General features: G+C 43.0%; 17 protein-coding genes and 1 riboswitch. Of the genes, 5 read left to right on the top strand and 12 right to left on the bottom strand.

Going from position 1 to position 20,039, the window contains the following annotated elements:
- Positions 1 to 10: 10 nt before the first annotated feature.
- Entirely contained in the window at positions 11 to 1,099 is a 1,089-nt protein-coding gene (gene gcvT / locus NXZ84_RS03875; RefSeq protein ID WP_258840326.1) for a glycine cleavage system aminomethyltransferase GcvT, read from the bottom strand.
- Positions 1,100 to 1,250: 151 nt separating this feature from the next.
- Positions 1,251 to 1,368: riboswitch (glycine riboswitch) on the bottom strand.
- Between the two features lie 242 nt (positions 1,369 to 1,610).
- Between gcvT and NXZ84_RS03870 the strand changes: the two genes are divergently transcribed.
- The gene (locus NXZ84_RS03870) at positions 1,611 to 3,299 is read left to right on the top strand and encodes a DEAD/DEAH box helicase (protein WP_258838963.1); all 1,689 of its coding nucleotides are present in this window, start codon (positions 1,611 to 1,613) and stop codon (positions 3,297 to 3,299) included.
- A 20-nt stretch (positions 3,300 to 3,319) separates the two neighbouring features.
- Positions 3,320 to 4,138: a YqhG family protein gene (locus tag NXZ84_RS03865; RefSeq protein ID WP_258838962.1), complete on the top strand. Its 819-nt coding sequence runs from the start codon at positions 3,320 to 3,322 to the stop codon at positions 4,136 to 4,138.
- 85 nt (positions 4,139 to 4,223) lie between these two features.
- On the opposite strand, the gene NXZ84_RS03860 is transcribed toward NXZ84_RS03865, so the two are convergent.
- The 9 genes from NXZ84_RS03860 to NXZ84_RS03820 form a co-directional block, all read right to left on the bottom strand.
- Positions 4,224 to 5,795, bottom strand: coding sequence for an FMN-binding glutamate synthase family protein (locus NXZ84_RS03860; protein ID WP_258840325.1), 1,572 nt, complete (start codon positions 5,793 to 5,795; stop codon positions 4,224 to 4,226).
- A gap of 840 nt (positions 5,796 to 6,635) precedes the next feature.
- Positions 6,636 to 7,445, bottom strand: a complete 810-nt coding sequence (locus NXZ84_RS03855) for a DUF4097 family beta strand repeat-containing protein (protein ID WP_258838961.1) — start codon at positions 7,443 to 7,445, stop codon at positions 6,636 to 6,638.
- Positions 7,432 to 7,998, bottom strand: coding sequence for a DUF1700 domain-containing protein (locus NXZ84_RS03850; protein ID WP_258838960.1), 567 nt, complete (start codon positions 7,996 to 7,998; stop codon positions 7,432 to 7,434). The genes NXZ84_RS03855 and NXZ84_RS03850 overlap by 14 nt, the downstream gene beginning before the upstream one ends.
- On the bottom strand, positions 7,991 to 8,314 hold the full coding sequence (locus NXZ84_RS03845) for a PadR family transcriptional regulator (RefSeq protein ID WP_258838959.1): 324 nt from the start codon (positions 8,312 to 8,314) through the stop codon (positions 7,991 to 7,993). The genes NXZ84_RS03850 and NXZ84_RS03845 overlap by 8 nt, the downstream gene beginning before the upstream one ends.
- 261 nt (positions 8,315 to 8,575) lie before the next feature.
- Positions 8,576 to 10,537 carry a hypothetical protein gene (locus NXZ84_RS03840; protein WP_396654002.1) on the bottom strand — a complete coding sequence of 654 codons (1,962 nt, stop codon included), beginning with the start codon at positions 10,535 to 10,537 and terminating at the stop codon, positions 8,576 to 8,578.
- A 38-nt stretch (positions 10,538 to 10,575) separates the two neighbouring features.
- On the bottom strand, positions 10,576 to 11,826 hold the full coding sequence (locus tag NXZ84_RS03835; protein WP_258840324.1) for an ATP-grasp domain-containing protein: 1,251 nt from the start codon (positions 11,824 to 11,826) through the stop codon (positions 10,576 to 10,578).
- A gap of 248 nt (positions 11,827 to 12,074) precedes the next feature.
- Positions 12,075 to 12,218, bottom strand: a complete 144-nt coding sequence (locus tag NXZ84_RS03830) for a hypothetical protein (RefSeq protein ID WP_258838957.1) — start codon at positions 12,216 to 12,218, stop codon at positions 12,075 to 12,077.
- A gap of 60 nt (positions 12,219 to 12,278) precedes the next feature.
- Entirely contained in the window at positions 12,279 to 13,013 is a 735-nt protein-coding gene (locus NXZ84_RS03825; RefSeq protein WP_258838956.1) for a hypothetical protein, read from the bottom strand.
- Positions 13,014 to 13,811: 798 nt separating this feature from the next.
- Positions 13,812 to 14,189 carry a DoxX family protein gene (locus NXZ84_RS03820; protein WP_258838955.1) on the bottom strand — a complete coding sequence of 126 codons (378 nt, stop codon included), beginning with the start codon at positions 14,187 to 14,189 and terminating at the stop codon, positions 13,812 to 13,814.
- Between the two features lie 144 nt (positions 14,190 to 14,333).
- On the opposite strand from NXZ84_RS03820, the gene NXZ84_RS03815 reads away from it, so the two are divergent.
- Positions 14,334 to 14,531 (top strand): YwbE family protein, encoded by a 198-nt coding sequence (locus NXZ84_RS03815; protein ID WP_258838954.1) that lies wholly within the window; start codon positions 14,334 to 14,336, stop codon positions 14,529 to 14,531.
- A 96-nt stretch (positions 14,532 to 14,627) separates the two neighbouring features.
- Here the strand turns inward: NXZ84_RS03815 and gbsB are convergent, their stop codons facing one another.
- Complete coding sequence (gene gbsB / locus NXZ84_RS03810) at positions 14,628 to 15,830, bottom strand: choline dehydrogenase (RefSeq protein ID WP_258838953.1); 1,203 nt, start codon at positions 15,828 to 15,830, stop codon at positions 14,628 to 14,630.
- A gap of 43 nt (positions 15,831 to 15,873) precedes the next feature.
- Entirely contained in the window at positions 15,874 to 17,343 is a 1,470-nt protein-coding gene (gene betB, locus NXZ84_RS03805) for a betaine-aldehyde dehydrogenase (protein ID WP_258838952.1), read from the bottom strand.
- Between the two features lie 422 nt (positions 17,344 to 17,765).
- Here betB and cudC point away from each other — a divergent pair, with 422 nt between their 5' ends.
- Together cudC and NXZ84_RS03795 are read left to right on the top strand one after the other, a co-directional pair.
- Entirely contained in the window at positions 17,766 to 18,329 is a 564-nt protein-coding gene (cudC, locus tag NXZ84_RS03800) for a choline uptake/conversion transcriptional regulator CudC (RefSeq protein ID WP_258838951.1), read from the top strand.
- A gap of 9 nt (positions 18,330 to 18,338) precedes the next feature.
- Positions 18,339 to 20,000, top strand: coding sequence for a high affinity choline transporter 1 (locus NXZ84_RS03795; RefSeq protein ID WP_258838950.1), 1,662 nt, complete (start codon positions 18,339 to 18,341; stop codon positions 19,998 to 20,000).
- Positions 20,001 to 20,039: the final 39 nt, after the last annotated feature.

Below are 20,039 nucleotides of genomic sequence, written 5' to 3'. Positions count from 1 at the left end.
AGTTCCTCCTCTATTTCTGTGGCCGCTTATAAAATGGGGTGGCTACGATAGTTGCTTTAATCCGTTTACCGCGAATTTCAACCTCAACTTCATTACCTTCATCTGCATAAGTGCTATCTAATAAAGCTAAACCAACATTTTTTTTCAGCGTAGGAGATTGAGTCCCGGAAGTAACCTTCCCAATCTCGCGCTCTCCACTAAAAACAGCATAACCTGTGCGGGGAATACCACGTTCCACCATTTCTATTCCTACCAGTTTGCGCGGAAGTCCTTCATCCTTCATCCGCTGTAAACTTTCTTTCCCAATGAAATCATCTTCTTGTTTCAGTTTTACCGCAAATCCCAAACCAACTTCTAAAGGCGTGATATGCGGGGATAATTCATTGCCATACAACGGCAGTCGAGCTTCAAAACGCAAAGTGTCTCGTGCACCTAATCCACAAGGTTCAGCTCCTGCATGCATAAGAGCCTTCCATAGCGTAGGAGCATCTTGTGCAGACAGATAGAGTTCAAAACCATCTTCACCTGTATAACCTGTACGTGATACCAGAGCTTTTACTCCACTTACCACTACATCTTCTTGAAAGCGAAAAAAACGGATATCATCTAAATCTATTTCAGTCAATGATTGTAGTACAGATTGCGCTTTGGGGCCTTGGAGAGCTAATTGAGCCACTTCGTCCGAAATATTATTTATTTCGACATCACCTACCGCATGTTTTTCGATCCATTCCACATCTTTTTCAATATTAGCGGCATTAATAACGAGCAGGTAACAATCCTTTTGCTGTTGATATACAAGTAGATCATCCACCGTACCCCCATCTGGATAGCACATCAACGTATATTGGATTTTTCCCGGCTCCAGTTTAGAAACGTCATTCGTCGTTAGTTTTTGCACTAATGAAAATGCATCTGGACCGCGCACCTCCACTTCACCCATATGGGAAACATCAAACAATCCTGCACGCATTCTAACCGCTTCATGTTCATCCTTAATTCCAGCAAAGCGTACAGGCAATTCCCATCCTGCAAAAGGGACAATTTTGCCGTCCTCACGATACACCTCAAAAAGCGGGGTTTGTTTCAATTGCGTCACCTTCTCCACCTCCACCAATCTAATTAATGATCAAAGCATCCCTATATTTCGACTGGCTCACTCTGTCCCTGCACCAGAGAGTTCATGCGCTACCAGCTCGCATTGCCCCGTGGGTGGCCTTATGTAAATGATAAGACGCTCTCCAGAGTTGCGTCCGACGGGCCTCCTTTTGCCTGAGAGATTCATCCATGATGATTACCTGTGGCCAGATTATTCATGGATTTGCTCCTTCGGCGCCACACTCGTGTGGACTCTCCTCCCGCCTTCACCCGCTCATAATGCTGTTCCATTCCATTGTGCCACAATATCTCCTTCATTTCGATACCCTATTTAGGAACTTCCTCAATTCACAACAACCACGTATGACCATCACTACTTCCTCATAAACCAGGATTTAAAACATAATGGGAGCTACCTTTTCTCTCGCTCCTCTTTTGATAATCTCTTAGAAAAGACCACATACTATAACAGACTGTACCAACACCATATTGTTTCAAAGGGAGATGAACCGATGGACTCCGTACCTATTCGATTTGATCGCTCTTGGCTACATCCTTTTTATGACTGTGTCGAAACAGACGGGGGATGGAGTTCTTGGGAGCGATACCAAGTGGCTCTCACCGCTGCAGAGCTACAGTTAGTACGTGATTTTAATCACTTAAAATGCCTAGATACCATCCAAACTTTCACCCCACTCCCACACCAGATTGAGGCGGCCCAACGAGTGATTGGTGATATGCGTGGACGAGCCATCCTAGGTGATGAGGTAGGACTAGGAAAAACGATTGAAGCTGGCCTCATCCTTAAAGAATACTTATTGCGCGGATTAGTTACTCGCGCACTTATTCTCGTCCCTTCTTCACTTGTGCTTCAATGGACACGGGAACTAAATCAGAAGTTTCACATCCCCGCGGTAGCTCATAAAAAAGCATGGATGTGGGAAAAACACGACATTATCGTTGCTTCGATCGACACTGCTAAGCGCTCTCCCCACCGCGATTATATTTTAGCGCAGCCTTATGATTTTCTCTTGATAGATGAAGCGCATAAGTTGAAAAACCGACGCACCAAAAACTGGCAGTTTATCTCCCAGTTACAAAAAAAATATTGTCTCCTTCTCACTGCTACACCTGTGCAAAACGAATTAAGTGAACTCTACAATTTGGTCACGATTTTAAAGCCAGGCCACTTAGGAGCACAGGAGTCGTTTCAACATGAGTATGTTGCCGGAAAACGAAAGCCTAAAAATGAGGAATTGTTACGTGCAGAAATTCAACGTGTGATGATTCGTAATCGTCGTCAGGATGGAAACATTCATTTCACCAAGCGTCATGTACACACAATTCCCATTCAATTATCCGTAGAAGAACGGGAACTATATGATGGTATTACCAACTTTGTTCGTTCGCAAGCACAAAAACATAGAGAAACCGGTAGCAATATCTTATCCCTTGTTCTTCTACAACGCGAAGTATGCTCTAGCCGTGATGCAGCCTTTCTCACCTTATTTAAACTCTTCCAACGTGAAGAAGGAGAAAAGGATCAACTCTCACCTGAAGTCCAACATTTGGTACATCTATTGCGTGCTGTTAAAAACCCAGCTAAAGTAAAGCGAGCAGTTTCCCTCATTCAGTCTATATCAGATAAAGTGATTCTTTTCACCGAATACCGTGCAACACAAGAAATGGTTTTGCGCTCGTTGAAAGAGGCTGGTATCTCTGCCGTTCCCTTTCGCGGTGGCTTTAATCGCAACAAAAAAGATTGGATGATGGAATTTTTTCAAAACCGTGCTCAAGTGATGGTGGCGACGGAAGCAGGAGGAGAAGGGGTAAATTTGCAGTTTTGCCATCACATGATCAACTATGATATGCCATGGAACCCCATGCGCGTAGAACAGCGAATTGGACGTGTGCACCGCTTCGGACAAACAAAGGATGTGCATATTTACAACTTTGCCACTGTGGATACCATTGAGGAGAAAATCATATGGCTACTACATGAAAAAATCGATTTGTTTCGTATGGTTATCGGTGATTTAGAAACCATTTTGGAAAAGTTAGATCTGAAAGACACCTTAGAAAAGAACCTGATGCAGATTGTGATGGAAGCAGATACTGAGTCTGAGCTACAAGAAAAGTTAGCACAGTTGGGGAATCAATTTCATCACTCAAAACAGGAAATCACACCTATCCGCCATTAACCAGGAGAGGAGCGACTCCAATGGAGCCACACCAGATCAAATCCTTTACGAAGCAATACTTATCCGCATATAATTGTGAAATATGCACAGAGGCATCCGCCGCTTTGACGACACGTCTTTCAGTAGAAGTGGATAAAGAATTGATGAATCGCCCCTTCTATTGGATGTATGTAGATAAGATGGGGCTTTCACCTCAACCGGCTACGTTAACTTTTTCTTTTGATGGTTCTATTCCTGAAGGGCACGTACGAGCAGAATACCTTTTTTATGGCTCTCCTCGTTTTTCTAAGATGCTCTCTGCGGCGCAACAACCTCATCCATTTGTTCGCCTCTATGAAGATACAAAGGTTGGGGAGAACCATATCCACTCACCGTCACACTCACTGCCCTATCTGCCCTATTTAGGAATTAATTATAAAGTTTCTTATGTGTGCGATCAAAAGAAGGAAGAGCTATATACTCTTGGAGTTAATTTACACAGTGGTCAACTGGAAAGTGAATTTTATGCTCGCATAAAGGATAGAAAATGGAGTGGTAAACTACCTCCATACCGTCATACCATCACTCCTCAGCTAACTCTCCTCCAAGGTGTCGGTTTATTAGAGCAATACATCGAAACACATATCCAAGAGCAGCAGCACCCATGGGCTAGTGAAGCGCAAAACTGGTTAGAGCAAGAGCTTCTTCAACTTGAACGCTACTATGAGGGTGTTAGCGAAGACAACGAAAAACACGCTGAGAAATCGCAGCGTGTCCGTGATGCCTTCCGGCAATATCATCCTCGAATAGAAGTATCCATTGTTAATGCAGGTCTTTTCTATTTGGAAATAGATCAATGACCGAAGGATATACCTACCATGCGTACTGATGCATGATTCCTACTTATAGAAAATGGGTATATTCGATGCAAAATGAGTATAAGTCTTAACCCACTTCTGAAAATGGATTCTCTTGGCGAGAAGATGTGGGAATCCGTTTCAACTTCATCCATTCTTCCAACGAGTATATCTCACCAGAATCATGTTGATAGGAAACGTGATGACGCTCAAAACTCGTGGGAGAATCAATTCCTGCTGCTGCCGCTATCCGATATAACCCTTGGCGCAATGAAATCATGTAATTAAGAACACGATATTTTTTCTCCTCAACCACCAATGCCTTTTGCAGATATGGATCAGTAGTCGCCACTCCAACGGGGCACTCATTGGTATGACATTTCAATGCTTGAATACATCCCACTGTTATCATCAAACTGCGTGCCATATTCACCAAGTCCGCTCCCATAGATAAAGCAATTGCAATTCCATCAGGAGTAAACAATTTCCCTGATGCAATCAATACAACCTGTTCTCGAACGTGATATTGGCGCAAAGTTTCATCTGCACACATCAATGCTGGCTTTAAAGGTAGACCTACTCCATCTGCCAATTCTTGATACGTCGCACCAGTACCCCCTTCTCCACCGTCGATCGTAATAAAGTCAGGTCCCTGACCCGTTTCTTTCATATGCTTTGCCAAGTCCACAAGGGTTTCTTTTCCACCCATCACTATCTTTATCCCTATGGGGATGCCGCTTTCCTGCCGCATGCGCTCGATCCATTTCACCATGGTTGGAACGTCACTAAATTCATTAAATCTATTAGGGCTATCTATCGTTTGATACGGCTCCACTCTGCGAATTTCTGCGATTTCAGGTGTTACCTTACTACCACCAACATGTCCGCCGCGGATCTTCGCCCCTTGGCCTAGCTTAAGTTCAATTGCCTTTACTTGTGGAAGAGCCGCTTTTTCACGCAGTGCTTCCCAATCAAATGATCCATCTGCATTTCTCACACCAAAGAGTCCGGGACCAATCTGTAGGATGATATCCACATTTCCTTTTAAATGATAAGGGGATATTCCTCCCTCACCCGTATTCATCCATGTCCCTCTCGCCATTCCTAACCCTTCTGACAGGGCGGTGATAGCACGATCTCCTAAGGAACCGAAACTCATCCCTGACATCCCGACCAAACTGTTAATTCGAAAGGGTTGTTCACATCGCGGTCCGATTACAATTGCGTCCTCATCGGCTAAGAGAAATGAATCTACTTCATCCTCGATGAGGTGTTCTTTCCGGGAGAACAACCCGTCGTGGTCTAACTCGTATTTTTTCGTTTTTATTTTCGCATCTGATTTCATCCGCATCTCACCCATCTGTTTTGGAAATAGTGCATTACGGATAAAGAAGCCAGGGGCATCAAAGTCTCGTTGCGAACCAAAACCAATCTTCGTTTGAAAATATTTGGCTCGCTTTACGATAGACAAAAAATCTACACGTGAATACGGTTTCCCTTCTGTATCATGGTCAAACAAATATTGCCTTAACTCGGGACCCATCTTCTCAATGATAAAGCGCATTCGGCCCAAAACAGGAAAATTTCTCAGAACAGAATGTTGATCTTGTTTCCGGTCGATACCATGAAGATATAAAATAAATAGTAGTGGCGTCACCATAAAAATAGCCACTAATATAAGTAGCGCATACAAAATTGATTGAATATCCACCAAATACCTCCTTATAGATGTCTTCCCCTCATGTTCATACCCCTCGCTAGGAGAGTTTAATCATCATGTATGCAGGCCTTAATGAAAGAAAGACTCCTCTGTCACAAACATTTCCCCTGGAAAACTGCCGTCTCAACCTCTTAAAAGACCAGAGTTATAATGGTTATGCGTCTTGGAACGGTTCGACAGAAACTGTAGCATGGCGAGTCCTAGCAGGTGGGCGTTGTCCATAGTAAAAAGAAGAGCTTCGCACTGGTTTTGATACACAAACTGAGGTTGATGTGGAGGGCCCTTTCCTTCAGAAGGAAGCATTAGATTCAGCTGGAAGAATAATTGGGCGATCACAAATTTCTCCGACAGAAGAGTTTTGAATAATAGCGCTTCTTTCCTTGTGGAGATCGTTTGCACAAAAAAAGAGAGACACGATCGCCCTCTCTTTTTTAGTATTTTATTTCTTTTCCCGAAGCTGTTCTATCCTACACGTAGCTGAATGTAGCTAACTAACAACAACCGTAGTTGTATCCACCATATCCGCCGCATCCGCACAGAACAAAGACGAAAATGGTCGCAATCACCAACAAGAAGATTAACAGGCTTTGATACCCAGTACCGTAACCACCCATTACATCATTCCTCCTTTTTCATTCTATATATTGTTATGCATCAGCTGACATCGTGAAAGGGATAAATGACAGTCCCACACAGAAAATAGGTGATCGACCCTCCCCCATCTTCTGCTGGGAACAATAATAACCTCTCATGCGAGAGGATTTTTGTATTTTTTGTAAATTAGTTTTCCTGATTTACTGTGATTGAACCATTTTCCGTGGAGAGCTGAATATGGTGCTCCCCTTTACCCATGATGGCATGGTGATCCGACTTTCCAAAAAGGTCAATGCCCCCATTTACCACTTCTATGTCAAACTGTGCGTTTTGTGGACGCCTCTCTACAATCATTTCTATGGCTCCATTTACAGTCGCAAGTGTCATCGGGGACGTAATATCTTCGGTCATAATTGAAATTCCTCCATTTGTCGTCTCCCCTACCAGCTCACCTGTACATTTTTGTACTTGAATCGAACCATTTTCGGTTTGTATATGCAATGTTGTTGTTTTCAACTCTTCTAGCTGGATAGCGCCATTTTCCGTGGACACGTCTATTTTTTCTACTTTCAAATTCTTGATCGCCATTTCTCCCTGTCCACTCCTAACTTGAAGAGAGGCATACGCTCGCTTCGGTAGAGTCACTTCAAGCGACAACGATTCTGTAAACAAATTGTGATTAAACCAGGACTCATCCGTTCCATTATCGTACTCCACCTTCAAAATACCATCTTCTACCTTCGCCTTCACTTCTTTATTTGTACGATCACTCCCTTCTCCTCGCAAGCTTACACTAGCCACATCAACATCTGAGGGTAGGATTTCCAATTTAATTTGCTCCACATCCACCTGTACCTGATTAAATTCTTCACTTACACTTTTTTCATCCGCAATCGTTACTTGTGGATTCGTAAAGATATACGTAACCACACTGCCGACAATCCCTGTGAGCATAAGTAAAAATCCCACTAATACCAGGGACTTAACTTTGTTCATACTTAAACTCTCCTTTAGCAATAGAGATATTAAATTTTAAATATCGGATAAAACCCTTCCCTGCCGCTTTCGTCGCATAAAACATACCCATTGTGGCAAAAACCCCTACTCCACTACAAGCAAGTGAGAAAAACAAATCAAACCAAAAAAAGAATTGTGATTTAAACGCAGCTTCCACTAATACAATGAGTGGACTGCAAAGTAATGTGATACTAACCACCCATCCACTCAACATGATAGTCGCTATCAGCAATATTGGCCCTAGCACGAGGACTGCATTTAAAATAACAAGACCTGTTACTGCCCAAATGGTACCCAACAAGCTACGAGCGGTTCCTTCCTGCTCCGTTTTTTCTACTTGATATGAGGCGAGTACCTCTTTGGCAATCTGGGTAGGTGATCCTAGTGAAGCAGTCATTGATTCCTCAGATTCACCTTTCTCTTTACCTACCGCAAAATGCTCCTCATAATCTTGTAAAATATCATGTAATTCTTCTTTTTCAATTTCCTTTAATGAAACCGCCAGCTCTTTCATAAATTGATCTTTAGTCATCAAATCCACCTTCTTTGATCAATTGATTTACACCCTGAGAAAACCTTCTCCACTCACGCAAGCGCTCATTCAAATACTGCCGCCCTTTCTCTGTCAAGGAATAATACTTTCGTGGCGGCCCCTCAGAGGATTCCTGTAGATACGTTGTAAAATACTCTTCTTTTGTCAGCCTTCGTAAGATCGGATAGACCGAGCCTTCAGTAATTTCAATCTGACTCGATATTTTTTGTACCAATTCATATCCATAACAATCGTTCTTATCCAACAGCACGAGCACACACAATTCCAATACACCCTTCTTAAACTGTGTATTCACTATTATCACCCATCTACATGTAGCGCTTATTTGCTCTACTATTATTCATTACATAGTACTATACATTATCCATATCCTTAATTTAACACACAGTACTGTTTATTGCAAGGTAGTGTAAAAACTTATTTCCCTCACTTTTCCCCTCTCTCTAAACAAAAAGGATTCGGAGAAAATACCCCGAACCCTTTTCTTCACTCATCTGAGCCAGATAAGCTGCGTGTATTTTTATGGGGAGATACTCTCATCTCATCGTTTTCATCATCACTGCCACACATAATTTTCCCCCCAGCTGGCACGCGAAAGATCTTCTACTTGTTGAACTACCTCATCTTCGACTGCGTAAGCGTCTCCTTTTTCATAGGGGTTATAGTGGAATGCATATAGCCGGGATACAAATTGATAGAAAGGAAGAGATGCCTCGCCCTCTTGCTCACCATTGTTACGAACACTAGGTACAATTCCTTGCCCCCAATCTTGATTGCTATCGTTGTTGGGGTTATAAAAATAGATGCGAGTCCTCTCCTTCTCATCATGAGCGATACGCTGAATCGAGACTGCATGAAATCCAAGCAACTTCCCATGCACATTCGTTATAAATATTCCAACCGGATTAGGATAGATCAGGTGATGATCATCATTATAATCGGGGTGATGTGTCGCATAAAAAAGTCGTACAAAGCCCGCATAATCACTCACCGCACCTAACTGATCTATCACATTTGCAAATCCTCTGCCTACCCAATCACCGTAAAAAGCAGGGTTTACCCATTTATGACCGTCATCTCCACGCAAGGCTACACGCTTCATCATGTCGTTATAAATACGATCCAGGTGAGGCACCAACACTAAAGAAACGGCATCCAAATCTTCATGCAAACTTGGTGCTAACCCCCCTGGGAGACGCTGCGAGTGGATAGTTAAGCCTTCAAAAGTCATATCAATATCATTATCTCGCGCTGCACGGGCAATCAAATCAAGCAGATAACCAGGCGCATGTTGTGCCCATAAACTGATACCACGAGCCGATTGACAAGTGGGATTTAATCCCTGTCCAACCCCTAAGGGCTGACCAAGAACCGTAATCACTCCTCCCAGTAATACATCATTGGGTGTTAACCCCTCTTTCTCGTACGGCTTCATCAATGCCGCTTTTACTTCAGCATGGATATCTAGCTCAATCAAGCGATTTAATCCTGGAATAACTGGAGCGCTGGAAAGCACCCCCCGATCCAATAGACAGGCTAATCCGTAAACTGCTTGATGTGTAGACGGATGAATTGCCACTTTAATCAACCGATGAATCAAGTCAAAATGCTCATCTAAATTGGCTCGTCCCTTATCGCTCAGTTGCAAAGCAAGTGGTAGCAAATCCCACTCATACCGATTACAATGGCGTACAAATAGGGCATGGTGACGAGAAACAAGTCCCGTTGCACGCATAACGCGCGCAAATGTTTCCGCTTCTTTCTTCATCACCTTCCAAGATGCCCGCTTCAATTCTTTACGATAGTCCGCTAATTTAGGATAACGTTTACTCATCGGGGACGGTCCATCCACTGCCTCAATATAGAAAGTGAGTGCTTGCCGATCTTTTTTTTCCATTTCCTGAGTAATTAGTGACTTACTCTTCTCAATCATCGTCAAAATTCGCTTAATCAAGATGGGGCGTTGTGCGAGCAAGAGATCTAGCTCTCGAACCAATGCATGGGAAAATTGTGTTACCGAAATTTCCTGTAGCAGATAGTGAAACAGTTTTTCGGCACAGCTTAATTTCCCGCTCCCATCGATACGCTCACTCTCCGTTTCTTTCGGGAAAAGAAAATGAAGATTGGACGCCATCACTTCGTTTAGATACTTCTTCGCATCATCAGGCGATAATACGCCTTCTCCTTCCTCTTTTCCTTTAGCCAAAGCGAGCATACGTAGCTCATTTAGCACTTCTACTGCTGCACTCACACCTCCAGCTTGTAGGGAGCCTGCCACCAAGGCGGGTTGTAGTTTTGACGGATCTGCCCAAGGACCTTCAACAAATAGCCCTGCCTGTTGAAACCTGCCTGCATGGCGCGCAAGAAAGGCGATTCCTTCATCTGTATTCATCAAGCGCAGCACTACCTGATATACATCTCCTTGATATTGCACTTTGGCAAAGGAAGGGGCTTGCTCTAATCTGTCAAAGGTGCGCAGAAATCGCTGTTCCAGTTGTTCATTCGATTTTTCTGTCACGGTCATTGCTCCCCTTTTTACCAGTTCGATCTACTGTTTTACTCATAGAAATTATATTCCTCATAATTTTTTAAGAGGGTGCGCATCTCTTCGCTTTCGTCTCCGTACAAATATACCGTTCCATAGTGATTCCCAAAGCCTGTTCGCTCAACAACTTGTGAGCCCGTCATCGGTGCAAACACATTATGCTTCGATGTAGGTGAAAACATATTATGACGTTCAAAATAAGGATGTCCTTCTAATTCTTCAGGAAAAGCAAGCTTTTCAATGACTTTGACACGTGGATGAACCATCAAACAGCCTGCATACCCACCTGGATGCTCTTCATCATTGGGAAAGAAGGCCCGCAACTCTTCTTCCGTGGACTCAGGATCACTACATAATATTTGAGCCTGAAATGCATTAAATCCATAAACCCGCTCAATCAATTCAAAGATATGACCCCCCGGCACTCGCGCCGCTACCTCACCAAAATGAAGTGTTCCATCTGAGGTTAGAAAGTATTCCGGATGAATAACACCCCATTTGATTTCAAACGCATCTATCAATCGCTGTACCGCTTGCCGAATCAATGGTCGCTTTGACGATAAAGATTCCGAGGCGGGAACGAAGTTAGAGTATCCTAAGCGAACATACTCTGTAATATTTAAAAACTGAATCTTGCCGTTATGAACGAACACTTCGCACGAAAATTCTTGCCCATCTAAATGACTCTCCATCAAACAAGGAAAATAACTTTCGGTCAACGTTTCAATATCTTCATTGCTCCGAACTACACGATGATTAAACGACCCTGCTTTATCTAATGGTTTAATGTGAATCGGATCATTGCGATCGCCTTCCAGTTTGAGTAAAGCTTCGTTTACTCTCTTCAGAAACCGAAACACATCCTCCTTGTTGCTCGCCTCCTCAAAAACCCCAACTTTAATGCCCGCAATTTGTGCTTTCCTCTTCATCATACCTTTATTGCGAAGTAATAGGGAACGGTTAAACTCGCGTGGATTTTCCCGAAAACGACCATTTAACGCTCCTGCCCATTCTACCGTTTCCTCAAAAAGTGGAACAGCTAGTCGAACGTTTAAGGCTGACAGTTGTTTGTAAAGGGAATCGGATCCTTCATTTACCCATTCAAAATTCCAACCTATAAATTCGATCCCATGTTCTTTCGCATATGGTTCAAAACCTGGTGGACCCACCACAACAAAGGGACGCTCCATACGATTAATCGCCTCAATCGCCGGTAAACTCCATCCCAATAATGCTGTGCGATATGTTTTTACTTCCGCCATCACTTAAATTCATCCCTTCTCCTAGTAAGTGTGAGATTGCCCCACTACTTAGCTGTTACCCCAACAAAGAGTATTTAAACAATTTTAAAAAGAGTGACCTCCAGTTTATCATCACAAAAAACACGCATCTCTTCTAATGCTGGGCGTTTAACGTGTTCCCTGCTTACCTATGGGAGGATGTACAATAACAACCTAGTAGAGGAGCAAAAAAGAAAAGCCACTAAACTTAGTGGCTGAGGAGATGAAACCTATTTTTCATTTGGCACAGGTGTGTATTGTTCATTGTCAGTTGAAGTCACATCCAGAAAAGCCATAGGCAAGTATCCGAATACAACGATAACAAAGACTATTACCGAAACTACAATCAACATTATTTTTCTTTTTTTGGTCAACTGTGTTCCCTCCTCAAACCTATGATAGCTCATTGTTAATCTTATTTCTATCTACCTTACTTATATGGGTTTTACAATTACACCACTTTTTCTGTTAGCATCTCCCCATACTTTGTGATCCCAAGATTTAACTAAGCCGAAGCCTTTATAAACAAAGTTCAAAGTCCAGTACATATGAGCATTGGCTCTAGTGTAGTTATGACTTGTGTAGGTATGTCCTTTTGTCATACTATAACTAGTTAATGGCAAGTAATTGTAACTGATCCAACCGTTATTGGTAATAGGTTTATATACCTTGCCTCTTTTAACGTAGTAATACATTCTTTGACCAACCTTACTCACAGGGATTCCGAAATATCCGAAACTTGCATAAGAATCAATGTATCCAAATGTGCATCCACTACATGAGATATTGTTATTTGAAGATGATCTATACTCTGTAGTATCTAGAGAGACTGTAATGTCCCCACCATAAATTTTTTTGGTTTCACCTTTTTCTAAGGTACTTAGAGTATTTGCCATATCCTCCTGAACTTTAGGGTTAGTCATGTATTCAATAAATTTCTTTTTGTCCGAAGCTGATAGCTGTTTGAATTTAGTTAACGTCTGTTCAGCTCGAAAGTCAGTCTGGGACTCCTTTTGAAGATAGGACACGTAAGAATCTACTGTGAGCTCTTGTTTACCTAAATCAACTCCCTGTGCATTAACATTCGAAGAAACTATCAACGAGAATACTACCGCCATAGCCAGAACCAACATCATCAAATTCCTTTTGTTCAAATTTGCAATTGACATACTGTATTCACTTCCTATCTTAAAATTTGACTTTCCAAATATTAAATGTAAAGTCAAATAAATAATAGAATACAATAAAGTAGATGTCAATACATTTTTAGAATAGAGTAAATTATAATTGTATTCTATCTTTTTATAATAAAAACATGCTATTTTACAAGAATCTAATGAATGTTTTTATATTAATTATTTAATTATTTTTAATTGTCATTATTTTATAAGTTACAACCACAGAATCAAGCACTACACGAACACACATTTTATCCTAGTTATAGTATAATCAGAAAGTTAATTACAGTAAGCAAATAGAGTGAAGTGAAGGAACCGAGTCCTCGATATAAAAAACGTCTCACAGATGCGAGTCAATCATTTGACTTTGACAAAGCAAGAAAAGAATGGGCAGATGAGGACAAGATCAGAGAAAGCGGTCCATGTTTTAGAATAAACTCTATATCGAAGAGCATAAAGAAAAAGTGTTAACGAATCGGCTTTCACCCGAAGGCAAAACTGTATGGGCTTCGTTAACGCCGGTTGTGAGGCGGGATTATGTAGAGGAGAAGGCTCTGATGACAGCAATTACGCAGAATATCAAGAAGAACCCCAACCACATCTCATATGAACTAGGTGATTGGTGTTCTTCTTGATTTGAATACCCGATATAAGGTACCTTTTCATCCATATAAAATGAAAGAGTGTGGAGAAACCGATCATTTTCTTCACACTCTGACGCTAGTACATGACTGCGCGCTTTTTCTATCTGTTTTTCAAGTGACTAATTACATCCTCCTCCACCCATAGTTAATCAGCCTTATCTGCCCCACACCTTCGACGATCACCATTAAAGATCAAAAAAGCGGAAAAGAGCAAACAAACAGCCGCCGGTACCATCTCGGCCAATGATTTCTCCGCTGAAATCAACGTTCCAAGTGCACCTACCATGATAATAGCAATGACACCGGCAGAGAGTGGAACCCATTTAGATTTCCAAAAGCCGATAATCAAGCCGATTGCAGCAAGTACTTCTAACACCCCAATCGTATACAAAAACGCAATCGAGTAACCCAATTCATCTGTAAATGACTCTACCACCGACTCCAGGCCAATCAACTTCATTCCACCAAAAAATAAAAAGACAATCGCGAGTAGGAGCTGCATCACAGTGCCCAAACATTTCATCCCAAAAACCCCTCCCGAGATACATAAAGTTCCACTTCCACTCTAAGTCTATTCCACATACGTTGTCCCATATGTGAATGTAAGTAAGATCTTTCCTCAATATGTGTTAAAATAAAAACAGCAGGTATTAAGGAGGATCTTCATTTGTCAGATGGACGAGAGCGAAAAAACATACAGCCTGGGAAACGGGTACATATTGTACTTAAACAAGACCAACGCACGGGAAAAGTTACCGCAGGTGAAGTAAAGGATATCCTAACCAAATCCGCCTCCCATCCCCATGGGATCAAAGTACGCCTAACCGATGGTCAAGTTGGGCGAGTTAAAGAAATCCTAGACTAATACAAAAACCCCCTAATGACTTCGTCTCATTAGGGGGTTTTTAGTGGGGTTGTACATCATATTACATTCGTTATTCGTAACTCGTTCATAAATCGTTTACAGGATAGTAGACTCTTCTAGCCCGAGGCAACGACGGTAAATCCATCTGTAACCATCCAATCCGATAATACGAGGGTTACCAAATGTTTGTGGATCGTCATACGCCGCTTGTGCATATCGTTCAATATCGTCTGGGTTTACTCCTTGCTCAAGCAAGGTCGGAATCTCAACATCACGTATCAAGTTTTCCACTTCGATAACTGCCATTCGCGCAGCATCATCGGTTGACATCTCGGATGTATTTACTCCAAGCGCTTGTGCGATACGAGCAAATTTATCTGGACAACCCATCCAGTTGTACTCCATGACAGGTGGGAGCATGGCAGAAACACACTGACCGTGCATAACAGGAACCATACCACCTAGTGTCTGAGCCATGGCGTGCGCCGCTCCCGCAGAGTCACTACCATAGGAAAGTCCAGCCAGCATCGCTGCTTGCGCCATCCCATAACGTGCTTCAATATCTTTGCCGTTCGCATACGCACGACGCATATATTTTCCAACATACTCAATCGCCAGCAATGCATAGGCATCTGTTACGGGTTGGGATTGATGCATGGTATAACACTCAATCGCATGTGAAAGAGCATCTACACCCGTTGCCGCAGTAATGTGAGGAGGCATAGACAAATGCAATTCTGGATCAATAATAGCCAAGTGAGCCGGAATAAGCGGTCCACCTACATTAAACTTGATTTCGCGTACAGGATCTTTAATAACAGCCCACTGCGTCACTTCACTACCGGTCCCCGCAGTTGTAGGAATTGTTGTTAGCGGGGGAATACGATTTTCAAGTGGCTTACCGTTATCTGATGCCTCATAAGTTAGAAGCGGTTCTGGGTGAACTACTTCAACACCGATCGCTTTCGCAGTATCCATCGAGCTACCGCCACCAATAGCTACTAGTCCGTTACATCCTTCTTCTTTAAATACTCGACTTCCCATAGCGATCAGTTCAGTATCTGGTTCGCCTTGAATTTCATTGAATACATATACTTCTACACCAGCTTCTTTCAAGCTTTTTTCCACTGGTAAAGTAATTCCGGCATTGTAAATTCCTTTATCTGTCACGATCATTGCCTTGGTCACACCTAACGCTTTTATTTCTTCACCAGCGGTTTTAGATGCACCAATACCTGATTTAATCGTCGTCGGCAAAACAAATTCTTTCATCTCTTGCATCTGTTCAAAACGCAACATAATGTCATCCTCCTCGAAGTTATTTAGTTAGTCTCGCTATTCTTTAACCAAACCATTTCATTGGCTGAGGGTCGAGGTTTTGAAAAATGTGTTTTTGCTCTGTATATTCCTCAAAACCGGTTTTCCCTAATTCACGCCCAATTCCAGATTGTTTGTATCCACCCCATGGTGCTTGTGGGAAATATGGGTGGAAGTCATTAATCCATACCGTCCCCATACGCAATTGTTTGCTGACACGTTGAGCACGATTCATATCATTGGTCCATACTGCTCCTGCTAATCCGTACACAGAATCATTGGCAATCCGAACTGCTTCTTCTTCTGTTTTAAAGGTCTCAATAGTTAAGATAGGGCCAAAAGTTTCTTCCTGCACAATCCGCATCTCAGTGTTACATCCATCGAAAACCGTAGGCTCCACAAAGAAGCCATTTTCAAACTGAGCTCCCTCAGGACGCTTACCACCGATGAGCAACTTCGCCCCTTCTTCCATGCCCACTTTGAAATAATTTTCTACTTTTGCACGATGATCAGCCGAAGTCAGAGGACCCATCTGCGTATCCTCATCCATTCCATTGCCCAGCTTAATGTTTGCAACCCGTTTGACTAGCTCCTCCACAAAACGCTCATGCAAACTTTCCTCAATAATAAGGCGTGCACCTGCCGAACATACTTGACCTGCATGAAAGTAGACTGCATTTAGTGCATAGTCAACCGTAGTCTCAAAGTCTCCATCTGCAAACACGATGTTAGGGTTTTTCCCACCCAGTTCCAGTGCGATCTTCTTCATGTTACCTGTCGCCGCCGTCATAATTTTACGCCCTGTCTCGATCCCACCTGTAAAAGAGATTAAATCTACTTCATGGGACTCTGACAATTCCGCTCCCACTTGGGAGCCTGGGCCCGTTACGATATTGACGACTCCAGCAGGAATACCTACTTCTTCCATTAGCTCTGCAACCTTCAACGTAGTGAGCGGGGTAACCTCACTCGGTTTAAGTACCATCGTACAGCCAGCCGCTAATGCTGGTGCTAGCTTCCATGATGCCTGTAGAAGAGGATAGTTCCATGGGGTAATCATACCGCACACACCAACAGGCTCGCGCACAACTTTACTGACCGCGTTTTCCATTGGTGGATCAATACTTTCCCCACCATCTTTATCAGCAAGTCCAGCATAGTAGCGAAATACACCTGCGATATCATCCATATCGGCTTGACTTTCAATCAGGGTTTTCCCTGTATCCAGTGTCTCCAAGCGGGCTAATTCCTCTTTATGTTCTTCAATTTTATCAGCCACTTGACCGACGAGTTTACCTCGTTCCGTCGCGGGCATATTGGCCCACGATCCCTCGTCAAAAGCTTTGCGCGCAGCTTTAATTGCCTGCTTCGTATCCTCGGCATCCGCCTCAGGAACTGTCGCAATCACTTCTTGGTTATAGGGATTAATCACTTCGCGAGTGCGACCAGAGACAGCCTCTACCCACTCCCCGTTGATAAACATTTGCTTATGCAAGGGTAACCCTCCCTTTTGTTAAGTTCGTACAGTTTTTTCTGTACAAACAGTTTAGTTTGAGTATAGCACTCTTAGTTAAACCTGTAAACCGAGCAGTAAAGTTTTTGCATCTGAGTAAATTTCCATGCCTGTAATCAACCCTTCGATTATAAACCCTTTATCTGCTTTATCCACTCACGATGACAATCAAAGATCAACTCGAAAGCAGTACTGTCTCAACCTCTCCTATCTCACTTCCTGCTTACTTAAGTATTGCAGAAATAATCCCATCCACGCGGTAGTATACCCATTCACCAATTTGACAAACGGAATATTTTTGTTACGCTTGTACAGTATAAACTGTATAGCTCGTACCTATGCCGTACAAACTACATAGCGATAGTGTTCACTTCAAAACTGGTTGATATGTAAGGATCAAGGAGGTGAACATCCTGCCTTTCAATCAAAAACTTGAAGAAGCACGCCGTGACTACATTGAATCTTTAGCGGAAACCATGGAAATGTATGGTCTGAGCCCATCCATGGGTCGATTGTATGGAACGATGTTTTTACAGGAAGAACCGATGACGCTGGATGAAATGTGCCACTTAACAGGGATGAGTAAAACGAGTATGAGCACAGGTGTACGTGCACTCTCGTCCTTAAAATTGGTCCATAAAAAGTGGCGCAAAGGTGTGCGTAAAGACTTATACGAAGCTGAATACGATCAGATGCGCTCGTTCGTTGATTTTTTTTGTCAGCTATGGGAGAAGGAAATCCAGTTAAATGATAAAGCAATACAGGAAACCGAATCCCATCTAGCAGAACTTTTAGCAGACGACGAACTTGCCAGCGAGGACCGTATCCGCGCCAAGAAAAACCTCGAAAAAATACAACATTCCAAAGAATATTATGCTTGGTTACGCCATCTGGTCGATGCATTTGAAAGCGGAGATATTTTTGAATTTATCCCTATTCCAACTGACACGACAGCACGAAAGGATTGATGTGGAAACATGAGTAACGGAAGTAATAAGCCGTCAACTGGACAGGATTCTCCTTCCTTTTGGACAGGAGGAAAGATTGGTCTTGCCGTAATTCTTGCAATTTTTACCTTTGTAGTGGGGTACGCCTTAATTTTTGATACCGATGTTCATTGGGGCGGTCTCATCTTTATGTTTATCTTTTACCTTGTCATATACTATATCGGAGCAGTTACTGGCGGGGAACAATCCGACGATCTAAAAGATATGATGCTTGCCGGTCGCAATATGCCCTTGTGGGTCGCTATGTTTACTATGGCTGCTACCTGGGTAGGCGGAGGCTACATCACGGGTACAGCTGAATATGCATATTCTTCTGGTATCGTTTGGGTGCAGGCCCCGTGGGGATATGCCCTCAGCCTCATTATAGGTGGGATCTTCTACGCGCGTAAGATGCGCCGCTACGAATTTACCACCATGCTCGATCCTTTGGAGGCCCGCTTTGGTAAGAGAGTAACTGGTGTGCTCTTTATCCCCGCTCTCGCTGGAGAGATTTTCTGGAGTGCTGCTATTCTGACCGCACTTGGAACTGCATTTGGTACCATTTTGGGACTTGATGTAACTACGTCAATTATTCTTTCCGCCGCGATTGCGATCGCATATACGGTGGTTGGGGGACTCTGGTCCGTTGCATATACCGATGTTGTTCAATTATTGTTGATCGTTATAGGCTTGGTGCTCGTTATTCCATTTGCTCTTTCCAATGTGGATGGTGGCTGGGGTGCGACCTGGAGTCATTATGCATCCGAAATGGAGAAAATGGGTACCAACTATGCCAGTTTATTTCCTCCTCTAGATGGATGGAAAGATCCGGCGTGGGGTAATTATTTCTGGAACTGGTGGGATTATGCGCTGCTCTTGATCTTTGGTGGTATCCCCTGGCAAGTATATTTCCAACGGGTACTCTCTGCTAAAAACGAAAGCACCGCTATGTGGCTCTCCATCTGGGCAGGTGTATTTGCCATCATCGCTGCCATCCCTGCCGCTATGATCGGCGTTATCGGTTTTAATGCTGACTGGAGCGCGTTGGGCACAGAGGGGCCAGAGAGTGCTTCGCTGGTGTTAGCATACGTCATGAAATTTATGACTCCGGAATTAGTAGGTGCGATCGCCCTGGGTGCGTTAGCAGCAGCTGTTATGTCTTCTGTTGACTCTTCCATGCTATCCGCTTCATCGATGGCTTCATGGAACGTATACCGCCCACTCGTTCGTCCCAAAGCTACACAAGCCCAAATTCAAAAAGTGATTAAACGTACGATCGTGATTATTGGTGTAACGGCTACCTTAATCGCCATCAATGCTAAGAGTGTATATGAGCTCTGGTATTTATGTAGTGACTTTGTTTATGTGATGCTGTTCCCGCAATTGACCATGGCTCTCTTCTTTAAAGGAGCCAATCGCTACGGGTCGATTGCAGGCCTGATCGTTGGCTTTATCTTACGTTTTGGTGGCGGAGAACCGGTATTAAACATACCGATCTTAATCGATTACCCAATGATTGAAGATGGAGTCGTTCTCTTCCCATTCCGCACGTTGGCAATGGTTTCCTCTCTAATCACCATTTATGTCGTTTCGAAATTGACGGCAAAAATCGATCCACCGCAACCCCTACGCAATTTGAAAAAGGTTCATTAAGAGTATAAAAAAGACTGGCTCCAATCTGGTACAGGTTAG

It is taken from the genome of Mechercharimyces sp. CAU 1602 (genome assembly GCF_024753565.1).
GTDB lineage: Bacteria > Bacillota > Bacilli > Thermoactinomycetales > JANTPT01 > Mechercharimyces.
This window is presented reverse-complemented; position numbering and strand designations above follow the sequence as displayed.